20 protein-coding genes and 1 pseudogene are annotated in these 18,484 nt (G+C 68.3%); 15 read left to right on the top strand and 6 right to left on the bottom strand.

The window, feature by feature from the left end; genetic code table 11:
- Nucleotides 1-299 precede the first annotated feature (299 nt).
- Nucleotides 300-926, top strand: coding sequence for a LysE family translocator (locus ACIBLA_RS27945; RefSeq protein WP_399200226.1), 627 nt, complete (start codon nt 300-302; stop codon nt 924-926).
- Nucleotides 927-983: 57 nt separating this feature from the next.
- Nucleotides 984-1,762, top strand: a pseudogene (locus tag ACIBLA_RS27940) (transposase family protein).
- Nucleotides 1,763-2,147: 385 nt separating this feature from the next.
- On the opposite strand, the gene ACIBLA_RS27935 reads toward ACIBLA_RS27940, so the two are convergent.
- Nucleotides 2,148-2,678, bottom strand: coding sequence for a flavoprotein (locus tag ACIBLA_RS27935; RefSeq protein WP_399200225.1), 531 nt, complete (start codon nt 2,676-2,678; stop codon nt 2,148-2,150).
- A 96-nt stretch (nt 2,679-2,774) separates the two neighbouring features.
- On the opposite strand from ACIBLA_RS27935, the gene ACIBLA_RS27930 reads away from it, so the two are divergent.
- The 11 genes from ACIBLA_RS27930 to ACIBLA_RS27880 all read left to right on the top strand — a co-directional run bounded on the left by ACIBLA_RS27930 (nt 2,775) and on the right by ACIBLA_RS27880 (nt 10,772).
- A complete protein-coding gene (locus tag ACIBLA_RS27930; protein WP_399200224.1) occupies nt 2,775-3,953 on the top strand; it encodes a helix-turn-helix domain-containing protein in 1,179 nt (392 codons plus the stop codon).
- Between the two features lie 107 nt (nt 3,954-4,060).
- Nucleotides 4,061-4,522: a DUF6415 family natural product biosynthesis protein gene (locus tag ACIBLA_RS27925; protein WP_399200223.1), complete on the top strand. Its 462-nt coding sequence runs from the start codon at nt 4,061-4,063 to the stop codon at nt 4,520-4,522.
- 223 nt (nt 4,523-4,745) lie between these two features.
- Nucleotides 4,746-5,108 carry an ATP-binding protein gene (locus tag ACIBLA_RS27920; RefSeq protein ID WP_399200222.1) on the top strand — a complete coding sequence of 121 codons (363 nt, stop codon included), beginning with the start codon at nt 4,746-4,748 and terminating at the stop codon, nt 5,106-5,108.
- 119 nt (nt 5,109-5,227) lie between these two features.
- Nucleotides 5,228-5,545 carry a DUF6415 family natural product biosynthesis protein gene (locus ACIBLA_RS27915; protein ID WP_399200221.1) on the top strand — a complete coding sequence of 106 codons (318 nt, stop codon included), beginning with the start codon at nt 5,228-5,230 and terminating at the stop codon, nt 5,543-5,545.
- 261 nt (nt 5,546-5,806) lie between these two features.
- Entirely contained in the window at nt 5,807-6,208 is a 402-nt protein-coding gene (locus ACIBLA_RS27910) for a hypothetical protein (protein WP_399200220.1), read from the top strand.
- A 90-nt stretch (nt 6,209-6,298) separates the two neighbouring features.
- The gene (locus ACIBLA_RS27905; protein ID WP_399200219.1) at nt 6,299-7,321 is read left to right on the top strand and encodes a thymidylate synthase; all 1,023 of its coding nucleotides are present in this window, start codon (nt 6,299-6,301) and stop codon (nt 7,319-7,321) included.
- Nucleotides 7,318-7,929 carry a nucleoside-diphosphate kinase gene (locus ACIBLA_RS27900; protein WP_399200218.1) on the top strand — a complete coding sequence of 204 codons (612 nt, stop codon included), beginning with the start codon at nt 7,318-7,320 and terminating at the stop codon, nt 7,927-7,929. Before ACIBLA_RS27905 ends, ACIBLA_RS27900 begins: the two co-directional genes overlap by 4 nt.
- Nucleotides 7,926-9,104, top strand: a complete 1,179-nt coding sequence (locus ACIBLA_RS27895) for a radical SAM protein (RefSeq protein ID WP_399200217.1) — start codon at nt 7,926-7,928, stop codon at nt 9,102-9,104. The genes ACIBLA_RS27900 and ACIBLA_RS27895 overlap by 4 nt, the downstream gene beginning before the upstream one ends.
- Entirely contained in the window at nt 9,101-9,703 is a 603-nt protein-coding gene (locus tag ACIBLA_RS27890; RefSeq protein WP_399200216.1) for an exonuclease domain-containing protein, read from the top strand. The genes ACIBLA_RS27895 and ACIBLA_RS27890 overlap by 4 nt, the downstream gene beginning before the upstream one ends.
- Nucleotides 9,700-10,308 (top strand): AAA family ATPase, encoded by a 609-nt coding sequence (locus ACIBLA_RS27885; RefSeq protein WP_399200215.1) that lies wholly within the window; start codon nt 9,700-9,702, stop codon nt 10,306-10,308. The genes ACIBLA_RS27890 and ACIBLA_RS27885 overlap by 4 nt, the downstream gene beginning before the upstream one ends.
- A 263-nt stretch (nt 10,309-10,571) precedes the next feature.
- Nucleotides 10,572-10,772 carry a hypothetical protein gene (locus ACIBLA_RS27880; RefSeq protein WP_399200214.1) on the top strand — a complete coding sequence of 67 codons (201 nt, stop codon included), beginning with the start codon at nt 10,572-10,574 and terminating at the stop codon, nt 10,770-10,772.
- A gap of 247 nt (nt 10,773-11,019) precedes the next feature.
- Here ACIBLA_RS27880 and glnA read toward each other — a convergent pair whose 3' ends face one another.
- Nucleotides 11,020-12,429 carry a type I glutamate--ammonia ligase gene (gene glnA / locus ACIBLA_RS27875; protein ID WP_363243546.1) on the bottom strand — a complete coding sequence of 470 codons (1,410 nt, stop codon included), beginning with the start codon at nt 12,427-12,429 and terminating at the stop codon, nt 11,020-11,022.
- Nucleotides 12,430-12,725: 296 nt separating this feature from the next.
- Between glnA and ACIBLA_RS27870 the strand changes: the two genes are divergently transcribed.
- Nucleotides 12,726-13,190 carry an RDD family protein gene (locus ACIBLA_RS27870; protein WP_363243548.1) on the top strand — a complete coding sequence of 155 codons (465 nt, stop codon included), beginning with the start codon at nt 12,726-12,728 and terminating at the stop codon, nt 13,188-13,190.
- A gap of 242 nt (nt 13,191-13,432) precedes the next feature.
- Here the strand turns inward: ACIBLA_RS27870 and ACIBLA_RS27865 are convergent, their stop codons facing one another.
- The 4 genes from ACIBLA_RS27865 to lipB form a co-directional block, all read right to left on the bottom strand.
- Nucleotides 13,433-14,131: a DUF4191 domain-containing protein gene (locus tag ACIBLA_RS27865; protein ID WP_363243549.1), complete on the bottom strand. Its 699-nt coding sequence runs from the start codon at nt 14,129-14,131 to the stop codon at nt 13,433-13,435.
- Between the two features lie 19 nt (nt 14,132-14,150).
- Complete coding sequence (locus ACIBLA_RS27860) at nt 14,151-14,351, bottom strand: hypothetical protein (protein ID WP_399200267.1); 201 nt, start codon at nt 14,349-14,351, stop codon at nt 14,151-14,153.
- A 319-nt stretch (nt 14,352-14,670) separates the two neighbouring features.
- The gene (gene lipA / locus ACIBLA_RS27855) at nt 14,671-15,636 is read right to left on the bottom strand and encodes a lipoyl synthase (RefSeq protein WP_363243551.1); all 966 of its coding nucleotides are present in this window, start codon (nt 15,634-15,636) and stop codon (nt 14,671-14,673) included.
- Nucleotides 15,637-15,760: 124 nt separating this feature from the next.
- Complete coding sequence (lipB, locus tag ACIBLA_RS27850) at nt 15,761-16,573, bottom strand: lipoyl(octanoyl) transferase LipB (RefSeq protein ID WP_363243552.1); 813 nt, start codon at nt 16,571-16,573, stop codon at nt 15,761-15,763.
- 297 nt (nt 16,574-16,870) lie between these two features.
- Between lipB and ACIBLA_RS27845 the strand changes: the two genes are divergently transcribed.
- Nucleotides 16,871-18,478, top strand: coding sequence for a regulator (locus tag ACIBLA_RS27845; protein WP_363243553.1), 1,608 nt, complete (start codon nt 16,871-16,873; stop codon nt 18,476-18,478).
- Nucleotides 18,479-18,484 lie beyond the last annotated feature (6 nt).

The raw sequence follows: 18,484 nt of genomic DNA, 5'->3' as shown, positions 1-18,484 counted from the left end.
TATGCGACCCCGAGCCAGCGCGACCACCGCTTTCTCGCGTCACGGCGCCAAGCGGGCGCGGCACAAGGGTGACCGCAGCACGTAAAAGGCCGTCGGCCGTGCTCCTCAGCGAGTGAGGAGCACGGCCGACGGCCAACAGGCAGCCCAGGTGAGTGGAACCGAGCTCTGACCTGTGGTTCTCCTAAGGCTTGTCCCGTAATGATCTTCAAGTCGAAGTAGACGCCGCGGTCTCCGCCCAGGCTGGAAGAGCCGCTGGGGAAGGGGTGGTTGGAGGTGCTACCGCTGCCTATCCTCGTTGTGTGCAGTGGCATCAGGTACTCGGCTTCGTGGCCGCAGTCACACCTCTCACGTTGATTCCTGGCACCAGCTTCACCCTTGTCACACAGCGGGTGATCGCTGGCTCGCGGTCCGATGGCGTGCTCGTCACGTTCGGCTCAGCGTGTGGGCTCCTGGTGCATGCAGCGTTCGCCGCAGTTGGCTTGTCGGCCCTTGTCATGTCGTCGGCGCACGCGTTGACGGTGGTGAAGATCCTGGGCGGGATCTATCTCATCTGGTTGGGCGTGACCACGTGGCGCTCAGCACGTCGAGGCATCGATGCAACGAGACGGGTGCGATGGCGCCTGCCGTGGACTCAGCTTGGGGGCTTCGGGCAAGGTCTGTGGTCCAACGTCCTCAACCCGAAGGCGGCGTCGGTCTATCTCACCCTCGTTCCGCAGTTCCTCACGTCCAGCCGTCCCATCGCGCCGCAGATCGCGGCGCTTGCGGTCGCGCATACGGTCGTCGTCCTTGTCTGGCTGCTGTTCTGGACGTCAGTGGTGGCCGCCGCGCGCTCGGCAATCGACACGCCCCGGTTCCGCCGTGGGATGAGTCGTCTGGCGGGAGCTGTGCTGGTCAGCTTGGGGATTCGAACCGCAACGGCGAGGTAAGCGCCCCGCACCCTTTGCCTGTCCCGTAGCTGCCGGTCACAAGGAGATGATCTTCGCGTGACTGGTGTGATCACGGCGTCGGAGCCGTCCTGGATAGCCCCGTTCACCGGGCTGAGCCCACGCTGCTTCGGGAAGCTGGTGACCGCGCTGCGCCGTGAGGGCGCGGACGCCGCACGGCGGGGCCGGCTGTGGGGCCTGCCTCTCCCAGACCGCGTGTTGCTGGTCACCGCTTACTGGCGGACGAACTTGACGATGCGCCAGCTCGCCCTACTGTTCGGGTCTCGAAGTCGGCAGCCGACCGGATCATCGACCAGCGCGGGCCGTTTCTCGCGCTCCAGCCCCGGCGCCGGTTCGCGAACGGCACCGTGCTGATCGTGGACGGCACCCTGGTCCCCACCCGTGACCACAGCATCAGCGAGCAGTCCAAGAACTACCGCTACTCCACCAACCATCAGGTCGTCATCGACGCCGATACCCGGCTGGTCGTTGCGGTTGGTCGGCCGTTGCCGGGCAACCGTAACGACTGCAAGGCGTGGGCGGAATCCGGTGCGAGGGCCGCCGTGGGCAAAACGCTGACGATGGCCGACGGCAGCTATCCGGGCACCAGACTCCTCATGCCCCACCGCCGCACCCCGGGCGAGGAGTTGCCCCAGTGGATGGCGAGGCTGATTACGCTCTGCCGCCAAGTCAGCTCTTTGCCCGTGTCCAGGGCTGCGATCGTGGTCATGGAGGCTGAGCCGATCATGAAGAGGGTCTGCAGGCTGTTATGGATCCGCCGGTACTTGCGGCTGTCGGCCTGGTACTGCTCGATCGCGGTGGTGACTTCCTCGCGGTAGAGGTCACGCCGGTCATCCAGGGCGGGGTGACGGTCGACCTTCTTCTGCCACAAGTTTTCCTGCGCGGAGGCAAGCTGCGCCTCGGCACGTTGGACGGTGGGCAGGCCCCGCCCGGCGAAGTGCTCTCCGCTGGGTAGCGTCTAGCACCGAACCCGAGTAGCCGATCAGGCCGCTGCCTTGGCTAGTACGGCATCCACGGCGGGAACTACGCCCCTGCCAGCCTTCGGGCTGGAGGAAGGGTTCTCTCGTCACGCCCGGCGTGCCGCGGTCTGCTTCCGAACCACGCGAAGAGAGTGCCGTACGGATCTCATCGGCCGCCCGTTCCGCGTGCTGCCGGGGGTCCTGTCGCGCGGGATCGAGGAGTTGGCCGACGGTGACGGACGCGTCAGCCCGTGACTGCTTTCACCGCGTCCAGCGCCGCAGCCCATGGGTACGGCTTCTTCTCGCCGGGCTGGTTCGGCTCGAACCCTCCGGGGCCGTACAACACCCGCACTCCGGCGCTGCGGAGCGTCTCCAACGACCGGTGGAACGCGGGATGCTGCGCATACGCCGCGTTGACGCACGGCATCGTCAACAGCGGAATGCCCTTCCCGATACCCTCGGCGACTACCCCGACGACGAAACTTGACGTGATCCCCAGCGTCCACGAGTTGATCGTGTTGAACGTGGCCGGCGCGACGAGGATCGCATCCGCTTTCGGCCAGACGTCCGGCTGCCCCGGCAGCTTGTACTCGGACCGGACCGGGCCGCCTGTCCGCTCCTCCAGTGCGGGCAGCTGATCACCGAGCCAACGGGCGGCCGTCGGTGTCAACCCGAGACACACATCCCAACCGCGCTCCTGCGCGTTACTCACCACGTGTGCGATGTCGAACACCGGGGGCGCTGCGCTGCCGAACAGGTACAAGGTCCTCGTCATGCGGTCCAGTCGACCACATGCGAAAGCCGGGAACCGGTCGGCTCAGGGGCTGGCGCGAGTACCGTTCCAGATGACGAGTCAGGAACGGAGACCCGTATGCGCAAGGACGAGCACACAGGCACCCGCATCGCCGACCAGAGGAAACTCGCCGGGCTGACACAACGCGGCCTCGCCGGGCTCATCCCCTACTCATACAGCCTGCTCCATCAGGTCGAAGCGGGACACAAGAACGCTAGCCCAGACCTTGTCTCGGCTGTCGCCAGGGCACTTCGTATCGACGTCACCGCCCTGACAGGACAGCCCTACGTGACGGAACTCCAGCAGGACCGGCTCGCGGAACTCATCCGCCCCATCCGCGAATCGCTCGACCTCTACGACCTCGGCGCCGACCCCGACCTCCGCCCCCGAAGCGTTCCGGAGTTGATCACTACGGCGGACGACCTCTGCCGCCAGGTCCGCGCCACCCAGCTCAACAAAGCGGCCACCGCACTGCCCGCAGTCATCGCGGAACTCACGACCGTCGCGCAACGGAACCCCACCACGGAACTGTGGCGATCCCTCGCGTCCACCTACCGCACCGCCCACGACATCACGGTCAAGCTCGGCTACTTCGACCTGTCGAGCATCGCCCTCGCCCGAATGGACTGGGCAGCGCAGCGCGCCTCCGATCCCCTCCTCGCCGCCGTGCGCCAGTACATGAGGGCTTTGGTCTACTTCCGCGAGGGCGAACACACCATCGGACTCCGGCTTATCGCCGCCGGCCACGGTCTCATCGGCGACGCCGACGAGACCGTCGAGTCTCTTGCCGTCGCCGGGCAGCTTCATCTCGGAGCCACCGTGATCGCAGCACGGGCCCAGGACAAGGCGACAGTCAAGACGCACTTGGCGGAAGCCCGGCGGCTGGCCGGCCACACGGGCGAGGCGGGACACGTCCACTGGCTCAGCTTCGGCCCGACAAATGTGCAACTGCACGAGGTGTCGGCGGATGTGGAGCTGCGTCGCTACGGCAAAGCGGTCACAGACGCGGCGGCGGTGACGATGCCGAATTCGTGGCCGCTGTCCCGCCGGGCTCACTTCCACGTCGACAAGGCTCGCGCGGAAATGGAGATCGGGCGTACCGAGTCCGCGCTGGAAGACCTGGTGACGGCGCGAAAGATGGCCCCGCAGCAGACCCGCTATCACCCGGGCGCGCGCGAGACCATCAAGGGCCTGGTGCACAAGCGGCGCACGACTCCGGACACGTTGGACAGTATGGCCGGATGGATCGGTCTCTGATAGGTGTCACCCCCGCCCCGGCGGGTGTCACTGAAGAGTGACAGTTAGCCCCTTCCTCGCGCCGCACGCTGGTGACACCTCATCACCGACGAGCCGGGGAGTACGCCATGGACGAGACCACCTATCTGGCGATGCAGAGTACGTTCCCGCTCGACATCTCCACGATGACCGCCGCGGCAGCCGCCCTCCTCGACGACGTCGCCGAGCCTCCCGTCGGCGAAGCACTGATCTTGCTCACTCTCCAACTTCGTGGGCACCTGAACCTGCTGATCCCGGAGTTGGAACGGCGGTGCGCCGTAGCCGGGCCACGAGACGAGGCATGCGCTCAAGCAGGAATCGGCGAAGCACGACGTCGTCTGGCGGCCGACCCCAGCTCGCTCGGCCCCGTACGGCACGCCACACTCCTCGCCCGCTCCGTCGAGGCACTGTGCCGCCACTTTCAGCGCCTGGCGGACCCGGATGAAGACCATGACTTTCTGGATCAGCGCCGGCGTCTGCAAGGTGCCGGGCTGAGGCAGCAAAGACCAACGGCACAACACGTTGCCCCGCAAGGCCAGCAGCGGAACTGAGCGACCGCTGCGACAGGCGACAGCGGCGTCAGAAGAACGCGAAGTCCTGTGCCAGTCGGGTCGGGTGTTACACGACCTCAGAGGAATTCCTATGCATCCCACGCCTCTGGCACACCGCACTCCCGCTCTCCTCTCCCGGCGTTTACCGGCCCGCCTCGACACGATCCCGGCGGGTGGCGAGACGGCGACTTGGAGACGGCCGATGAGAAGTGCGCACGCTGAGATGTCGTTCGATGCCGATCCGAGGCGGGTGGAGGCTGCGCGTCGGGTGACGGCCGCCGTGCTGGAGAGGGCCGGCGTCAGAGATCGAGATGTGGTCGGGACGGTGCAGCTGCTGGTCAGCGAGATCGTCACCAACGCCATCGTCCACGGCAACGCCAACTCGGTCTCTTTCCAGGTCACTTGTGACACCGCCGGTGAAGTGCTGATCGAGGTTGACGACCACTCATCCGGCCGCCCGGAGGTGCGGGAGACATGTCCGGATGACGAAGGTGGACGCGGCATGCAGCTTGTCTCTTTCTTCGCCCGTGACTGGGGCCGCAAAGGCACCTGCACCTGGTGCACGTTCACCGCCAGGAGCAGCTGATGCACTCCTCCTCGTTGGTCCTTGCAGAGACCGTCCGGCCCACAGCACCCCCGGTTGAGCGGTGGTCTCCACCCCTCGATTCCGAGGGTCTCGCCCGCATCGCCAGCCTGCTTCGTCAGGTGAAACCGCTGGAAGCGATCGCGGACGACAGCGGTGATGTCCTGGACGAACAGGACCCCCGTGAGAGCGAGTTCGGAGAGATCGCCGAACGCTTGCGTGGCGATCTCCTGCGGCTCGTGGCTATCGCCAACGCCGCCGGGGTCGGGGTCGGGGACTCTCGGGTGTGCCGTCTCCTTCAGCGTGCGCACACGCTGCGCTCCGAGGCCCTGCCAGACGACTCCCGCCAGGCCCTCGGGCACCTGCGGCGGACGGCCGGGCTCGTCAACGACCTGCTGGAACGGCTGGCAGAAACCAACATCGTGAAGGAGGTCGCATGACGACCGCCTCTGCTGGTCCCGGGCCGCGCGCCGGTCCACTCAGCTTCCAAGCCTCGCGTCCCGACTCTGATGGAAACCACGCGGAGGGCGGAGCCGCTGGCAAGACAGCCACGACCGAGGACCCACCGGGATACGGCGGGCGCCAACGCGCCCCGCCTCGACCTGAACAGCACCGCAACTGCCTTTCCTTCTGAGCCGGTTGACTCGACACGCCGCCCAGGGCATTCGACGCCCGCTCACGTACTTCCCGGAGACTCCACCATGCGCACCACGATCGCTGACGCAGACAGCACGACCCCGTCCAGGAGACCACCGACACTCTCCGCGCCGCATTCCGTCAGCACGGACTCGATCCCCGGTCTGTCTGTAGTCGGGGGCACGGTGGAGCTGGGCGAGGTCACCGTCGCCACCGCCGACCGGCTCGCCTGTCTCCTGGGCGCGCCGGTACAAACGGTCGAACGGAACCTGGAGGAATGGCCCGAGGTGCGGCAGGTCATGCGCCGTCTCGGCGCGGCCTTCACAGCAGTGACCGGCGGCGGCTTCCTCGATCTGTACTTCCACCACGACTGCGTCCGCTGCGACAGCGACGCCACCCTGGCAGTCAGCCCCATCGACGCACAGGCCGCGCGGGGTCTCCTGGCCGCTCTCCGATCGGGAACATGACCATCCCGGCACAGTGTGCCGGGCTGCTCCACGGCCTGTCCCAGCGGACCACCGGTGCGATTCCCGGCCGAGTACCTGAAGGAGGAACCAGTGTTAACTCCACCTGTCTATCCGGACTTTGAGCGCGCGTATCTGGACGTGCTCGGTCATCTGGTGGATCGGTTCGAGTACCGGAACGCGCCGCGTGGGAATTCCGCGCGTGAGCGAATCGGGCTCAGTTTCCAGATCGCCGATCCGCGTGCGCGTCTTCCGTATCTGGCCGAGCGGAAGGTCAACCCTGTCTGGCACTTCGCCGAGGCGCTCTGGTACCTCGGCGGTCGCGACGATGTGGAGATGCTGGCGTACTACGCGCCGCATGTGCGGCGGTTTTCGCGTGACGGGCGGACGATGGGCGGCTCCGCGTACGGCTCGCGCATGTTCAACCCGGCCACGGTCGGCGGCACATCGCCGTTCGACCAGGTCCTGGAGCTGCTTCGTATGGAGCGGGACAGCAAGCGGGGCCTGCTGCCGATCTTCACCGCCGACGAGCTGGCCGTTGCTGATAACCCCGACATGTCCTGCGTGGCCGCGCTGCATCTCCTCGTCCGCGAAGGCCGGGTCCACATGGTCTGCTACATGCGGGCCAATGACTGTGACCGGGGGCTGCTGTCCGACACGTTCTCCTTCACGATGATCCAGGAGTTCGCCGCCGTACAGCTCGGTCTTCAACTGGGCACCTACACCCATCACATCGGTTCCGCTCACGTCGGCGAGCGCGACGTCCCGCGCATCAGGCGAGTCCTGGCCGAGGCCGAACTGACCACGTCGAAACCGCGGTTCCCGTTCCCGAGAATGCCGGCTAGCACGTCCTTCTCGACCGTCTCCGAGCTGCTCATGCACGAGGAGAGACTGCGCACCGGCCGGGGCCGGTTACGGCCGCAGGAGACCACGTCGCTCGGCTTCGACCCGTACTGGCAGCAGGTGCTGCTGCTGTTCGAGGTCCACCGGCAGATCCGCCATTGCCCAGCGGACCCGGTCAACGAGAACGTGCTGGGCGCCCTCGACCCAGGGCTTCGCTGGCTGGTGGCCCACCGCTGGCCCACGCGCATGCCCGATGTCGGAGCACCGTCATGACGGCGGTCGGTAAGCCGTCCTGGAGCGGCGGTGTGGTCGACGGCGTCGACTGGGACCGGTGGACGGTGATTCTCTGCAAGCCGGACTGCGTGGCAACGGGCCTTACCGACCGGGTCCTTGAGCGGATCGCTGTCTGCGGCGTCACCGTGCTCGGCCAGCTCGACCTGACGGCGAGGGCGTGGCAGGCCCACGTGCACTACTGGGACCTGCTGGTGGACGCCGACTGGTTCACCGGCCGCGACATTCCCGCCGCGCTCGACGCCCTGTACGCGGACAAGCCGGTGACCGTCGCCCTCGCCCACGGCGACGCCGGTATCCACGGCAGAGTGCGGGACCTGCTCGGTCACTTCGACCCCACGCAGGCCGCCAAGGGCACCATCCGCGGGGACCTCGGCCGCGACAGCCTGGAGAAGGCTCTCGCCGGCCGTCGGCTGGTGAACAACCTCGTGCACACCTCGGACGACCCCGACGCCGCGCGCCGGGACTTCGGCACCTGGTACGGCGCCCGCCGCCGCAAGTTACTCACCCCACCACCCCAGCACCCACCGCACCAGCGTGCGGCAGCCGAGCATCCGCTCCGCCACACCCCCGACTGGAGATCCACATGACCCTTCTCAATTCCCCGTTACGCCGTGCCCTGCCCATCCTTGCCGCCGAAAAGATCGGCGCACTCAAGCCGGAACTCGCCGACGTGATCGAGTACCGCAAGTCGGGGCTGTCGCTGAACTGGATCGTCGGCTGCCCGCTGGAGTGCGGGTACTGCGTCCGGCACCTCTTCGACAACTTCGAGATGAAGGCCCCCCGGCGCCTCATGAGCGACGAGGAGGCCGTCACCCGTCTCGTCGGGCACCCGTACTTCCGGGCGCACAAGACGCCCGTCCAGCTCCTGAACCGGGCCACGGACCCCATGCTCCCCATCGTCAAGCCGCACGTGTTCAACGTGCTGCGGGCCCTGGACGAGCAGGGCCTGACCAATCACGTACTGATCATCACGCGGTGGCGGGTGACGCCCGAGGACTGCGCCGTCCTCAACAGCTTCACCCACCTGCGTTTGACCGTGCTGGTCACGCACTCCAACATCACCAACCCGGCGATCGAGCCTGTCGACTCGGCTATCGCCGCGCGCAGCCTGCGCACCCTGTACGAGCACGCCGAGCGATACCGCACCGTCCTGTACTGGCGTCCGATCGTGCCCGGCCTCAACGACTCCGCCGCCGACATCGAACGAGCACGTGAACTGTCCCGGCACGCGCACGCGACCGTCTTCACCGGCCTGTTCTTCCGCGACCAGATCGCCTCCTATTACCAGGCGCACGGACTGCCGATGCCCTACGACGAGACGGCGCGGCGGAAGATCATGCCCGAGGGGGCCGAGCAGCGGATCCTCGACGCCTTCCAACAGGACGGCACGTGGGGGGCGTTGTTCCGCAAGACGAGCTGCGGGGTCGCCTACGCGCACGGAGAGGCCGACTACAACGGCCACTTCGGCATCCGGGAACTGTGCGACATCTGCCCCGAAACCCAGATCGCGCGGTGCCAGGCGGCCTGGGTCAAGCCCGATCCGGCGGTCGTCACGCGCGAAGCCCAAGCACTCGGCGCGACGGGCGTGGTGGAGGTCAACGACCGTGCCATCGTCGTGGAGGGACTGGACGAGCCGCCGCGCTACTACCTCCAGCACGGCTTCGGCTACCAGTGCCACGACCGCACCAAACCTCACCACCGCCGCCGACACGGCCGGGCCCCCATCGGCTGGACGGCGGAGAACGGACCCACCCCCGCATGAACTTCTCCTCCTGGCCCCCGCTCCTCGTGGTTGACGTCGAAGGCAACGGCGCCAACCCACCCGACCTCGTCGAAGTCGCCGCACTCCCCGTACGCGAAGGACGGCCGGACACCAGCACAACCGGGGCATGGCTGACCAAACCCCGGCACCCCGTGACCCCGTTCGCCGCCCGCGTCCACGGCCTGACCAACGACCGGCTGGAAACCGAGCCGGTCTGGGAGGAGATCGCCGACCAGGTCCACACCCTCCTGGGCACCTCATGGATCTGCGCCCACAACGCCCACGTCGACCACCGAGTGCTCTCCGCACACCTCCCGACGTGGCAGCCGGCCGGAGTCATCGACACCCTCCGCCTCGCCAAGGCCACTCACCCCAACCTGCCCAAGTACACCCTCGACGCCCTGATCGAACACCTCCGGCCGGACCTGACCGCGGCCCCCGCACACCGCCACCGCGCCACCTTCGACGCCTACGCCACCGCCCAGCTCCTGATCCTCATGGCCAACCGGTACGACACCTGGGACCAGCTCGTCGCGGCGGCCGTGCCGCCCGGCCTGCCCGGGGCCCCCGAACCAGACAAGGACCCCACCCTGTGGTGACCACCCCTCAGCCCATCCGCATCGGCGTCATGGGCACCCACTCCACCGGCAAGACCACCCTCCTCAAACGCATCGAGATGGAACTACGCGCCCACGGAATCCCCGTAGCCCGCACCGGCCGACTCGGAAAACGAGCCGCACTCACCGGCCTCCCGAAAATGCAGCACCACACCGCCGCCTCCACTGAATGGGTCATCACCCAAGGCATCGCCGACGAAATCGCCGCAGCCGCCCGCCCCGCCCCCGAACCGATCCAGGTCGTCCTCGCCGATCGCGCAGCCTGGGACGCCCTCGCCTACTTCCACGCCGCCCAGCAATGGCGACAGAAGACCCATGACCTGCTGGAGTGCGAACGGCTACGGCTCCTGGCTTCCACGCAGGCGCAGAAGTACAACTTGCTCCTGGCCACGGTCCTCGACGAGGCCCTACCGGTCGAGAGCAAGCACGACTACGACGCCCGCTACCGTGCGCTGGTCGACCACCACACCCACGCGCTCCTCGCCGAAGACAAGATCCCGCACCAGCGAGTCACCAGCGACCCCGGCAGCCAGGCCAACGCCGTCGAACTGGCACTCCAGCTCTGCCCCAACCAGGCCACGCCATGAGCAGCACGCCGCCAGCAGACAACATCTATGTCGTCAAATAGAGAATTTCGTGCCTCGGCTACGGGCGACGAGCCGGCGCTGGCGAACGCCGTCGCGATGGCGTCCCCCCGGCAGGTCGATCGAATGCAGCGTGAGACTCGTGCCCCAGACAAAGCCTCTGCGGCTGCAACACTGCTCGAACAATTGATGCACCCCGGATTCGATCCGGCGCGGGGCGCGGGGCGACTCGTCGGTACGTGCGTCGTAAGGCGAGCATCGCCATCATGCAGTACCGGAAGAGCGAGGCGCCGGACCGGTCCCCGTGGACACGGATCGGAATCAGCGAACGTCGCTACTACAAACTCTTGCCGCTGTTCGCTCAGAAGGTCAATGGCCGCTACGACTACGACTACGTGGTGGCGCGCATGAAGGATCACAACATTCGCGGTGGACCCTTTCATGTACGTGGTTGCAGTTGGGGCTGAAGGAGTGGTCCTCAGCCACCTGCCGCCGCACGCAGAGCCCGGACAAGCCGACGAGGGCCGCTGCCCCGGTTATGGGGTAGCGGCCCTCGCAGTGTTTCTGACGTCACGTCAGGGAACGGTCCGGCGGTGCACACTCGGTGCACGAGGGGGTGGAAGACAAGCGGTCGCCGTGAGAACTGGTGAGAAGTGTTCTCGCAGGTCAGTGCTTGTTGGTGAGCCTTCCGCCCAAGTGGCCGGACCTCGCCCTTTAGATGTCGAAGTACAGCTCGAACTCGTGCGGGTGCGGGCGCAGTTGGATCGGGGCGATTTCGTTCGTGCGCTTGTAGTCGATCCACGTCTCGATCAGGTCCGACGTGAACACCCCGCCCGCCTGCAGGTACTCGTTGTCCGCCTCCAGGGCGTCGAGTACCGCCGGGAGGGACGTCGGGACCTGGGCCACGTCCGCGTGCTCCTCCGGGGCCAGCTCGTAGAGGTCCTTGTCGATCGGCTCCGCCGGCTCGATCTTGTTCTTGATGCCGTCGAGGCCCGCGAGGAGCAGGGCCGAGAAGGCCAGGTACGGGTTGGACGACGGGTCCGGGGCGCGGAATTCGACGCGCTTGGCCTTCGGGTTGGAGCCCGTGATCGGGATGCGCATCGCGGCCGAGCGGTTGCGCTGCGAGTAGACCAGGTTGACGGGGGCCTCGAAGCCGGGGACCAGGCGGTGGTACGAGTTCACCGTCGGGTTCGTGAACGCCAGCAGCGACGGCGCGTGCCTGAGGATGCCGCCGATGTAGTAGCGGGCGGTGTCCGAGAGGCCCGCGTAACCCTGCTCGTCGTAGAACAGCGGGTCGCCACCGGCCCACAGGGACTGGTGGACGTGCATGCCGGAACCGTTGTCGCCGAAGATCGGCTTGGGCATGAAGGTCGCGGTCTTGTTGTTGCGCCAGGCGACGTTCTTCACGACGTACTTGAAGAGCATCAGGTCGTCGGCCGCGGCGAGCAGCGTGTTGAACTTGTAGTTGATCTCGGCCTGGCCCGCGGTGCCGACCTCGTGGTGCTGGCGCTCGACGGCGATGCCGACGTTGTCCAGCTCCAGGGAGATCTCGGCGCGCAGGTCGGCGAAGTGGTCGACCGGCGGGGCCGGGAAGTAGCCGCCCTTGTAACGGACCTTGTAGCCGCGGTTGTCCTCGGTGGAGCCCGTGTTCCAGGCGCCGGCCTCGGAGTCGACGTGGTAGAAGCTCTCGTTCGACGTCGTGTTGAAGCGCACGCTGTCGAAGACGTAGAACTCGGCCTCGGGGCCGAAGTACGCGGTGTCCGCGATGCCGGTCGAGGCGAGGTAGGCCTCGGCCTTCTTGGCGATGTTGCGCGGGTCGCGGCTGTACTGCTCACCCGTGATCGGGTCGTGGATGAAGAAGTTGATGTTCAGCGTCTTGTCGCGACGGAACGGGTCCACCCGAGCGGTCGACAGGTCCGCGCGCAGCGCCATGTCCGACTCGTGGATCGCCTGGAAGCCGCGGATCGACGAGCCGTCGAAGGCCAGCTCGTCATCCGGGTCGAACGCCTTCGCCGGGATCGTGAAGTGCTGCATCACGCCAGGCAGGTCGCAGAAGCGGACATCGACGAACTTCACGTCCTCGTCCGCGATGAACTTCTTGGCGTCGTCGGCGTTCTGGAACATCCAGCTCCTCCTCCTCCCGTCCCCAGAGGATGGGGCGGGGGTTTATCGCTACTGGTCGTGCGGCCAGTGCGGTGGCACACGCAGGACCCGACCATAGGTATGCGGGATTTCTCAAGCATGACCCATTTGTTTCGCCGAAGTTAACCGGCCTGGGTGTGCGCCGTTCCACAGTCCGGCCACCGCGGCTTGAAACGGCCCGGCGGGGGTGGGCGGTTGGGCGGTGCGGGGGCGGGGGTCCGGCCCGATCCGTACCCCCGGACCCTGGTGTACATGCGCCCGCGCAGTACCGTGGTCGGGTGGACAACAGGCAAGCAGTGGGATCGTGGCTCTCCGGACCGCGCGCGGTGGCCGAGGAGATGGGCGCGGACTTCGGATACCGGGGCGAGCGCCTCGGGCTGCCGAAGGAGGGTCCCGGTTCCGTCGCCCCCTTCGGGCGGCGTCTCGGCGCGCTCTTCCTCGACTGGGCGCTGTGCATGCTGATCGCGTACGGCCTCTTCGTCCGCGACGCGCAGGGCGCCGCCAACTACGCGCTCGGCGTTCTCCTCGTCCTGCACATCCTCACCGTCGGGACGGTCGGCTCCACCCTCGGCAAGCGCGTCTTCGGCCTGCGGGTCATCTCCGAGAGCCGCCACCGGCTCGGCTTCGGGTGGGCCCTGCTCCGCAGCGTGCTGCTGTGCCTCGCCGTGCCCGCCCTCATCTGGGACCGCGACGGGCGCGGGCTGCACGACCGGCTCGCCCGTGCCGTACAGGTCAGGATCTAGGCCCTGTCCGGGCGATCTCTGCCGGGCCCGGAACGCCTGGCACGGCACCTCGCCGCGTTGCCGAAATGCCCACAGGAAACCACCCTGCGGGCACTTCGGCGCCTTGCGACGCACCGCACCAGACGCCCCGGGCTATCCGACAAGATCGCCCGGACAGGACCTAGCAGGAACATCTGGCCAGAACGTAGGAGAGGGCGGCGGGGGACTCGCGTTCCCCGCCGCCCTTCACGTGTGTCCGGCGGTCAGCGCATCTTTCCGCCCCGCGGCATCCGCATGCCCTTCGGCATCGGCCCCTTCGGCAGCGGCATGTTGCTCATCAGGTCGCCCATCGCCCGCAACCGGTCGTTGGCCGCCGTCACCTGCGGGCCGGAGAGCACCCGAGGCAGCTTGAGCATCGTCGTACGGACCTTCTTCAGCGGCACCTGACCCTCGCCGTCGCCGACGATGATGTCGTGCACCGGCACATCGACGACGATGCGCGCCATCTTCTTCTTCTCGGCCGCCAGCAGGCTCTTGAGCCGGTTCGGGTTGCCCTCGGCCACCAGGACGATGCCGGCCTTGCCGACCGCGCGGTGGATCACGTCCTGGCTGCGGTTCATCGCGACCGCCGGGGTCGTGGACCAGCCGCGGCCCACGTTCTCCAGCACGGCCGCCGCCGCTCCCGGCTGGCCCTCCATCTGTCCGAAGGCAGCACGCTCGGCGCGGCGTCCGAAGACGATCGCCATCGCGAGGAAGGCCAGAATGAAGCCCAGAATGCCCAGGTAAATGGGGTGACCGACCAGAAAACCGATCGCGAGGAGGACGCCGAAGGTAACGAGTCCCACGCCCGCGACGACGAGACCGACCCTCTTGTCGACCCGTCGGGTCATCTTGTAGGTAAGAGCGATCTGCTTCAGTCGCCCAGTTTCCGCAGCAGTGTCTGCGTTTTCCTTCCTCGCCATGAACCGAAGTTTACGTGGCTCAGGAAGTGCGGCCCGACACGGCCTCCAGTACGTGCTGCGCCTCGACCCGGTCCTTGGCCCTGCGGCGGTCCTCCAGGACGGCCGTCCAGGCGTTCCTGCGGGCCGTGCGCTGGCCGCCGGCGAGGAGGAGCGACTCCATGGCGCGCAGGGCGGCGGAGACGGAGGGGAGGGCGATGGGGCGGGTGGCTGCCGCCATCACCTCGGTGACGGGTCGTACCGGCGCGGCCTGCATGGTGGCTGTTCCCCCTAGGAACGAGTGCGGGTGGCGGGGCTGGAGCGGGTGGTGCGCGGTGCGTACGAATGAGGGTTACCCACCGGTGTTACCAGTGCGTGACCAAGCGGTCAAACGGCCGTGAATGCCCGCGGCCGTACCTCCGAACAGCGCCGCGGCCCGTACACCGCCCGCCACCTGCGGGGAGCGTACGGGCCGCGGCGGTGCGGCCGTTACTGCCAAGTAGTCGCTTGTGCTCGGATTCACACAGCGGGCCCGCGCGACGCTCGGGCGCAAGCCGGCGGATTCACACCGCCTGGCGGACGGACTCCGCGCTCCGGCGCTCCATCGCCTGCTGGAACAGCCGCCCCGCGCGATACGAGGACCGGACCAGCGGCCCCGACATCACACCGGAGTAGCCCATCGCCTCGGCCTCGTCCTTCAGCTCCACGAACTCGTGCGGCTTCACCCAGCGTTCGACGGGGTGGTGGCGCGCGGAGGGCCGCAGATACTGCGTGATCGTGATCAGCTCGCAGCCCGCGTCGTGCAGATCGCGCAGCGCGTCGCTGACCTCTTCGCGGGTCTCGCCCATGCCGAGGATCAGATTGGACTTGGTGACCAGGCCGGCCTCGCGGGCCCGCGTGATGACGTCGAGGGAACGCTCGTAACGGAAGCCGGGACGGATCCGCTTGAAGATCCGCGGCACCGTCTCGACGTTGTGCGCGAGCACCTCGGGGCGCGAGGAGAAGACCTCGGCCAGTTGCTCGGGCTCGGCGTTGAAGTCCGGGATGAGGAGTTCGACCTTCGTACGGCCGGCTTCGCGCTCCGCGGTCTGCGCGTGGATCTGGCGCACGGTCTCCGCGTACAACCAGGCGCCGCCGTCCTCCAGGTCGTCGCGGGCGACGCCGGTGATCGTGGCGTAGTTCAGGTCCATCGTGACGACGGACTCGCCGACCCGGCGGGGCTCGTCGCGGTCCAGCGCCGCCGGTTTGCCCGTGTCGATCTGGCAGAAGTCACAGCGTCGCGTGCACTGGTCGCCGCCGATGAGGAAAGTCGCCTCGCGGTCCTCCCAGCACTCGTAGATGTTGGGACAACCGGCCTCCTGGCACACGGTGTGCAGGCCCTCGCTCTTCACGAGCTTCTGCATCTTGGTGTACTCGGGCCCCATCTTCGCCCGGGTCTTGATCCACTCGGGCTTGCGCTCGATGGGGGTCTGGCTGTTCCGGACCTCCAGGCGCAGCATCTTGCGTCCGTCGGGTGCGACAGCGGACACGTCCGGCACCTCTCTCTGCTGGCGCGGCATTCGAATCTTCGGTGAACACCAGAGTACGCCCGTTGATTGCTTGGTACTGCGTGGTCGGTTGGGGGCATTCCCCCCGTGCGCCCCGCGCCCGGGGTCAGCCGCGTATCGGCACGACGGCCTCGGCCTCCACCTCGCGAGGTTTCGGCTCCGCCTGCTCCAGCACGTTCCGCAGATGGTGCTCCACGACCGGAAGCACCTCGGCGACCGTGAGGTCGTGGCCCAGTTCGTACGACAGCGACGTCACGCCCGCGTCCCGGATCCCGCACGGCACGATCTTGTCGAACCAGGTGTTGTCCGGGTTCACGTTCATCGAGAAGCCGTGCATCGTCACGCCCTTCGCGACGCGGATGCCGATCTGGGCGAGCTTGCGGTCCTCGCGGCGCTGGCCCGCGTTGGACGGCGCGTACTCGGGGCCGTTCAGGCGGGGGTCGAACTCCCCGTCGTCCACGCGGGGGTCGAAGTCCAGCGACAGACCGCCCACGGCCGGGCGCTCCTCCACCGGATCGCCGAGCACCCATACGCCGCTGCGGCCCTCCACCCGCGTGGTCCGCACGCCGAAGTCCGTCGCCGTGCGGATCAGCGCCTCCTCAAGACGGCGTACGTGCGCCACCACATCCACGGGACGCGGCAGCTTCAGGATCGGATAGCCGACGAGCTGGCCCGGACCGTGCCAGGTGATCTTGCCGCCGCGGTCGACGTCCACGACAGGGGTCCCGTCCAGAGGGCGCTCGCTGTCCTCCGTACGCCGCCCCGCGGTGTAGACGGGCGGATGTTCGAGCAGCAGGCAGGTGTCGGGGATCTCATCCGCGAAGCGGGCCGCGTGGACCTCGCGCTGCTTCTGCCACGCCTCCTGGTACTCGACGGCGTCGCCGCCGAAGCCCAGATGGACGAACCGCAGCTCACTCACGGGCATTGCCTCTCTCGTCTGTGCCCGAGTTCCGCGGGGGCCCCGCGACATCCGGGCACGGTGCACATATCGCGCCTCAGCCACTGTACGACCGCGTCGTCCGGAGCGGTCCGGCAGGCCCGTAGGGCCCGTGAGGCGGTACGGGAGCGGTGGACGCGGTACGTCAGCTAAGTCCGCAATCCTCACACGATCGGATGAATGTGGGACGAACGTGACGGTGCGGGCAGCTCGGACCGCTAAATTCGCGCCGTTCCATCAGGGCTTCCGGGGCCCGGAAGGCAGGAGACCGTACAGCTGATGTCGGAACGACCTCCGCAGCGCATCCCCAACCGCCAGCTCGCCGCGCTCATCGCAGAAGCCGGTTTCTCCAACGCAGGTCTCGCCCGCCGGGTCGACCAGCTCGGGCTCGAACACGGCCTCGACCTGCGGTACGACAAAACGTCCGTCACGCGATGGCTGCGCGGTCAGCAGCCGCGCGGCACCACCCCCGCGCTGATCGCCGAGGTCTTCACGCGCCGGCTCGGCCGCCGGCTCTCCGCGCAGGACCTCGGGCTGGACGCCTGCGCGCCCGTGTACGCGGGGCTGGAATTCGCGTCGACCCCCGAGGAGGCCGTCGACATCGTCGGCGGACTCTGGCGCAAGGACTCGGGGAGCCACGCGGAGCTGCGCAAGATCGCGTTCACTCCGGCGGGGCTGGTGGTGCCGAGCCGCGACTGGCTGATCGGCCGCGCGGACGAGCGGGTGGGGCACGACGGGTCGGCGTCGCCGGGTACGCCGGGGAGGTCGGTGGGGGCCGGTCCCCAACTGGCCCCGGCCGGGGGCGCGGGGGCGGGTACGTCGTACGGGAAGACGCCCTCCTACGGAGGCGGAGGTGCCGGTCGCGTGGGCCGGGCGGGGGAGGACAGGGGCGCCCGTGTGCCCGCCCAGGGCGGCGGGACCGTGCACCGGCAGGCCGCGCCCGCCGGTGTCCCCGCGCCCCGGCAGACGGACCGCGTCGCCGGTCAGCGGGTCGGCGGCGGCGACATCGCGGCCCTCCGCTCCGTCAGCGAGCTGTTCCGCACCCTCGACCAGGCGTACGGCGGCGGCCACGCCCGGCAGGCACTCGTCCGGTACCTGGAGCACGAGTGCGAGCCGATGCTGCGCGGCGTGTACGGCGAGGCCACCGGGCGGCGGCTGTTCGCCGCCGCGGCCGACCTGACCAGGCTGGCCGGCTGGACCTCGTACGACATCGCCGCGCACGGGCTCGCCCAGCGCTACTTCGTCCAGGCGCTGCGGCTCTCCCAGGCGGCGGGCGACCGGGCGTACGGCTCCTTCGTCCTGATCACCATGAGCCGCCAGGCCGTCTACCTCGGCCACGGCCGGGAGGCGGTCCAGCTCGCCCGCGTCGCCCAGCAGGGCGTCGGCTCGTCCGCGCCGCCCGTCGTGCAGGCGCTGCTGCACTCCGTCGAGGCGCGCGGGCACGGCGTACTCGGCGAGGCGCGGGCCTGCACCACCTCTCTCGCGCGGGCCGAGCGCGCCCTGGAGTCGGCCCGGCCCGGCGACGACGTGCCGCACTGGGCACGCACCTTCGACGAAGGGCAGCTCGCCGACGAGTTCGGGCACAGTTACCGGGATCTCCAGCAGTACCGCGCCGCCGTCCAACACGCCGAGCGTTCCCTCCAGTTGCGGTCACCCGCGTTCGCGCGCAGCCGCCTCTTCTGCCGCGTGGTGCTCGCCTCCGCCCACCTGGGGCTCGGCGAACTGGACCAGGCGTGCGCGCTGGGGGCGGAGGCGGCGCAGCAGGCCACGGAGATCCGTTCGGCACGTGCGGTGGACTACGTACGGGACTTCGAACGGCGGCTGGAGCCGTACCGGGAGGCAGCGGCCGTACGCAAGTACCGGGACAGGATCGCGGCGTTCGGCTGAGCGGGG

The sequence above is a fragment of the Streptomyces sp. NPDC050433 genome (genome assembly GCF_044458565.1).
Taxonomy (GTDB): domain Bacteria; phylum Actinomycetota; class Actinomycetes; order Streptomycetales; family Streptomycetaceae; genus Streptomyces.
The sequence above is the reverse complement of the archived record's forward strand: the minus strand, read 5'-3'. Positions and strand labels throughout refer to the sequence as shown.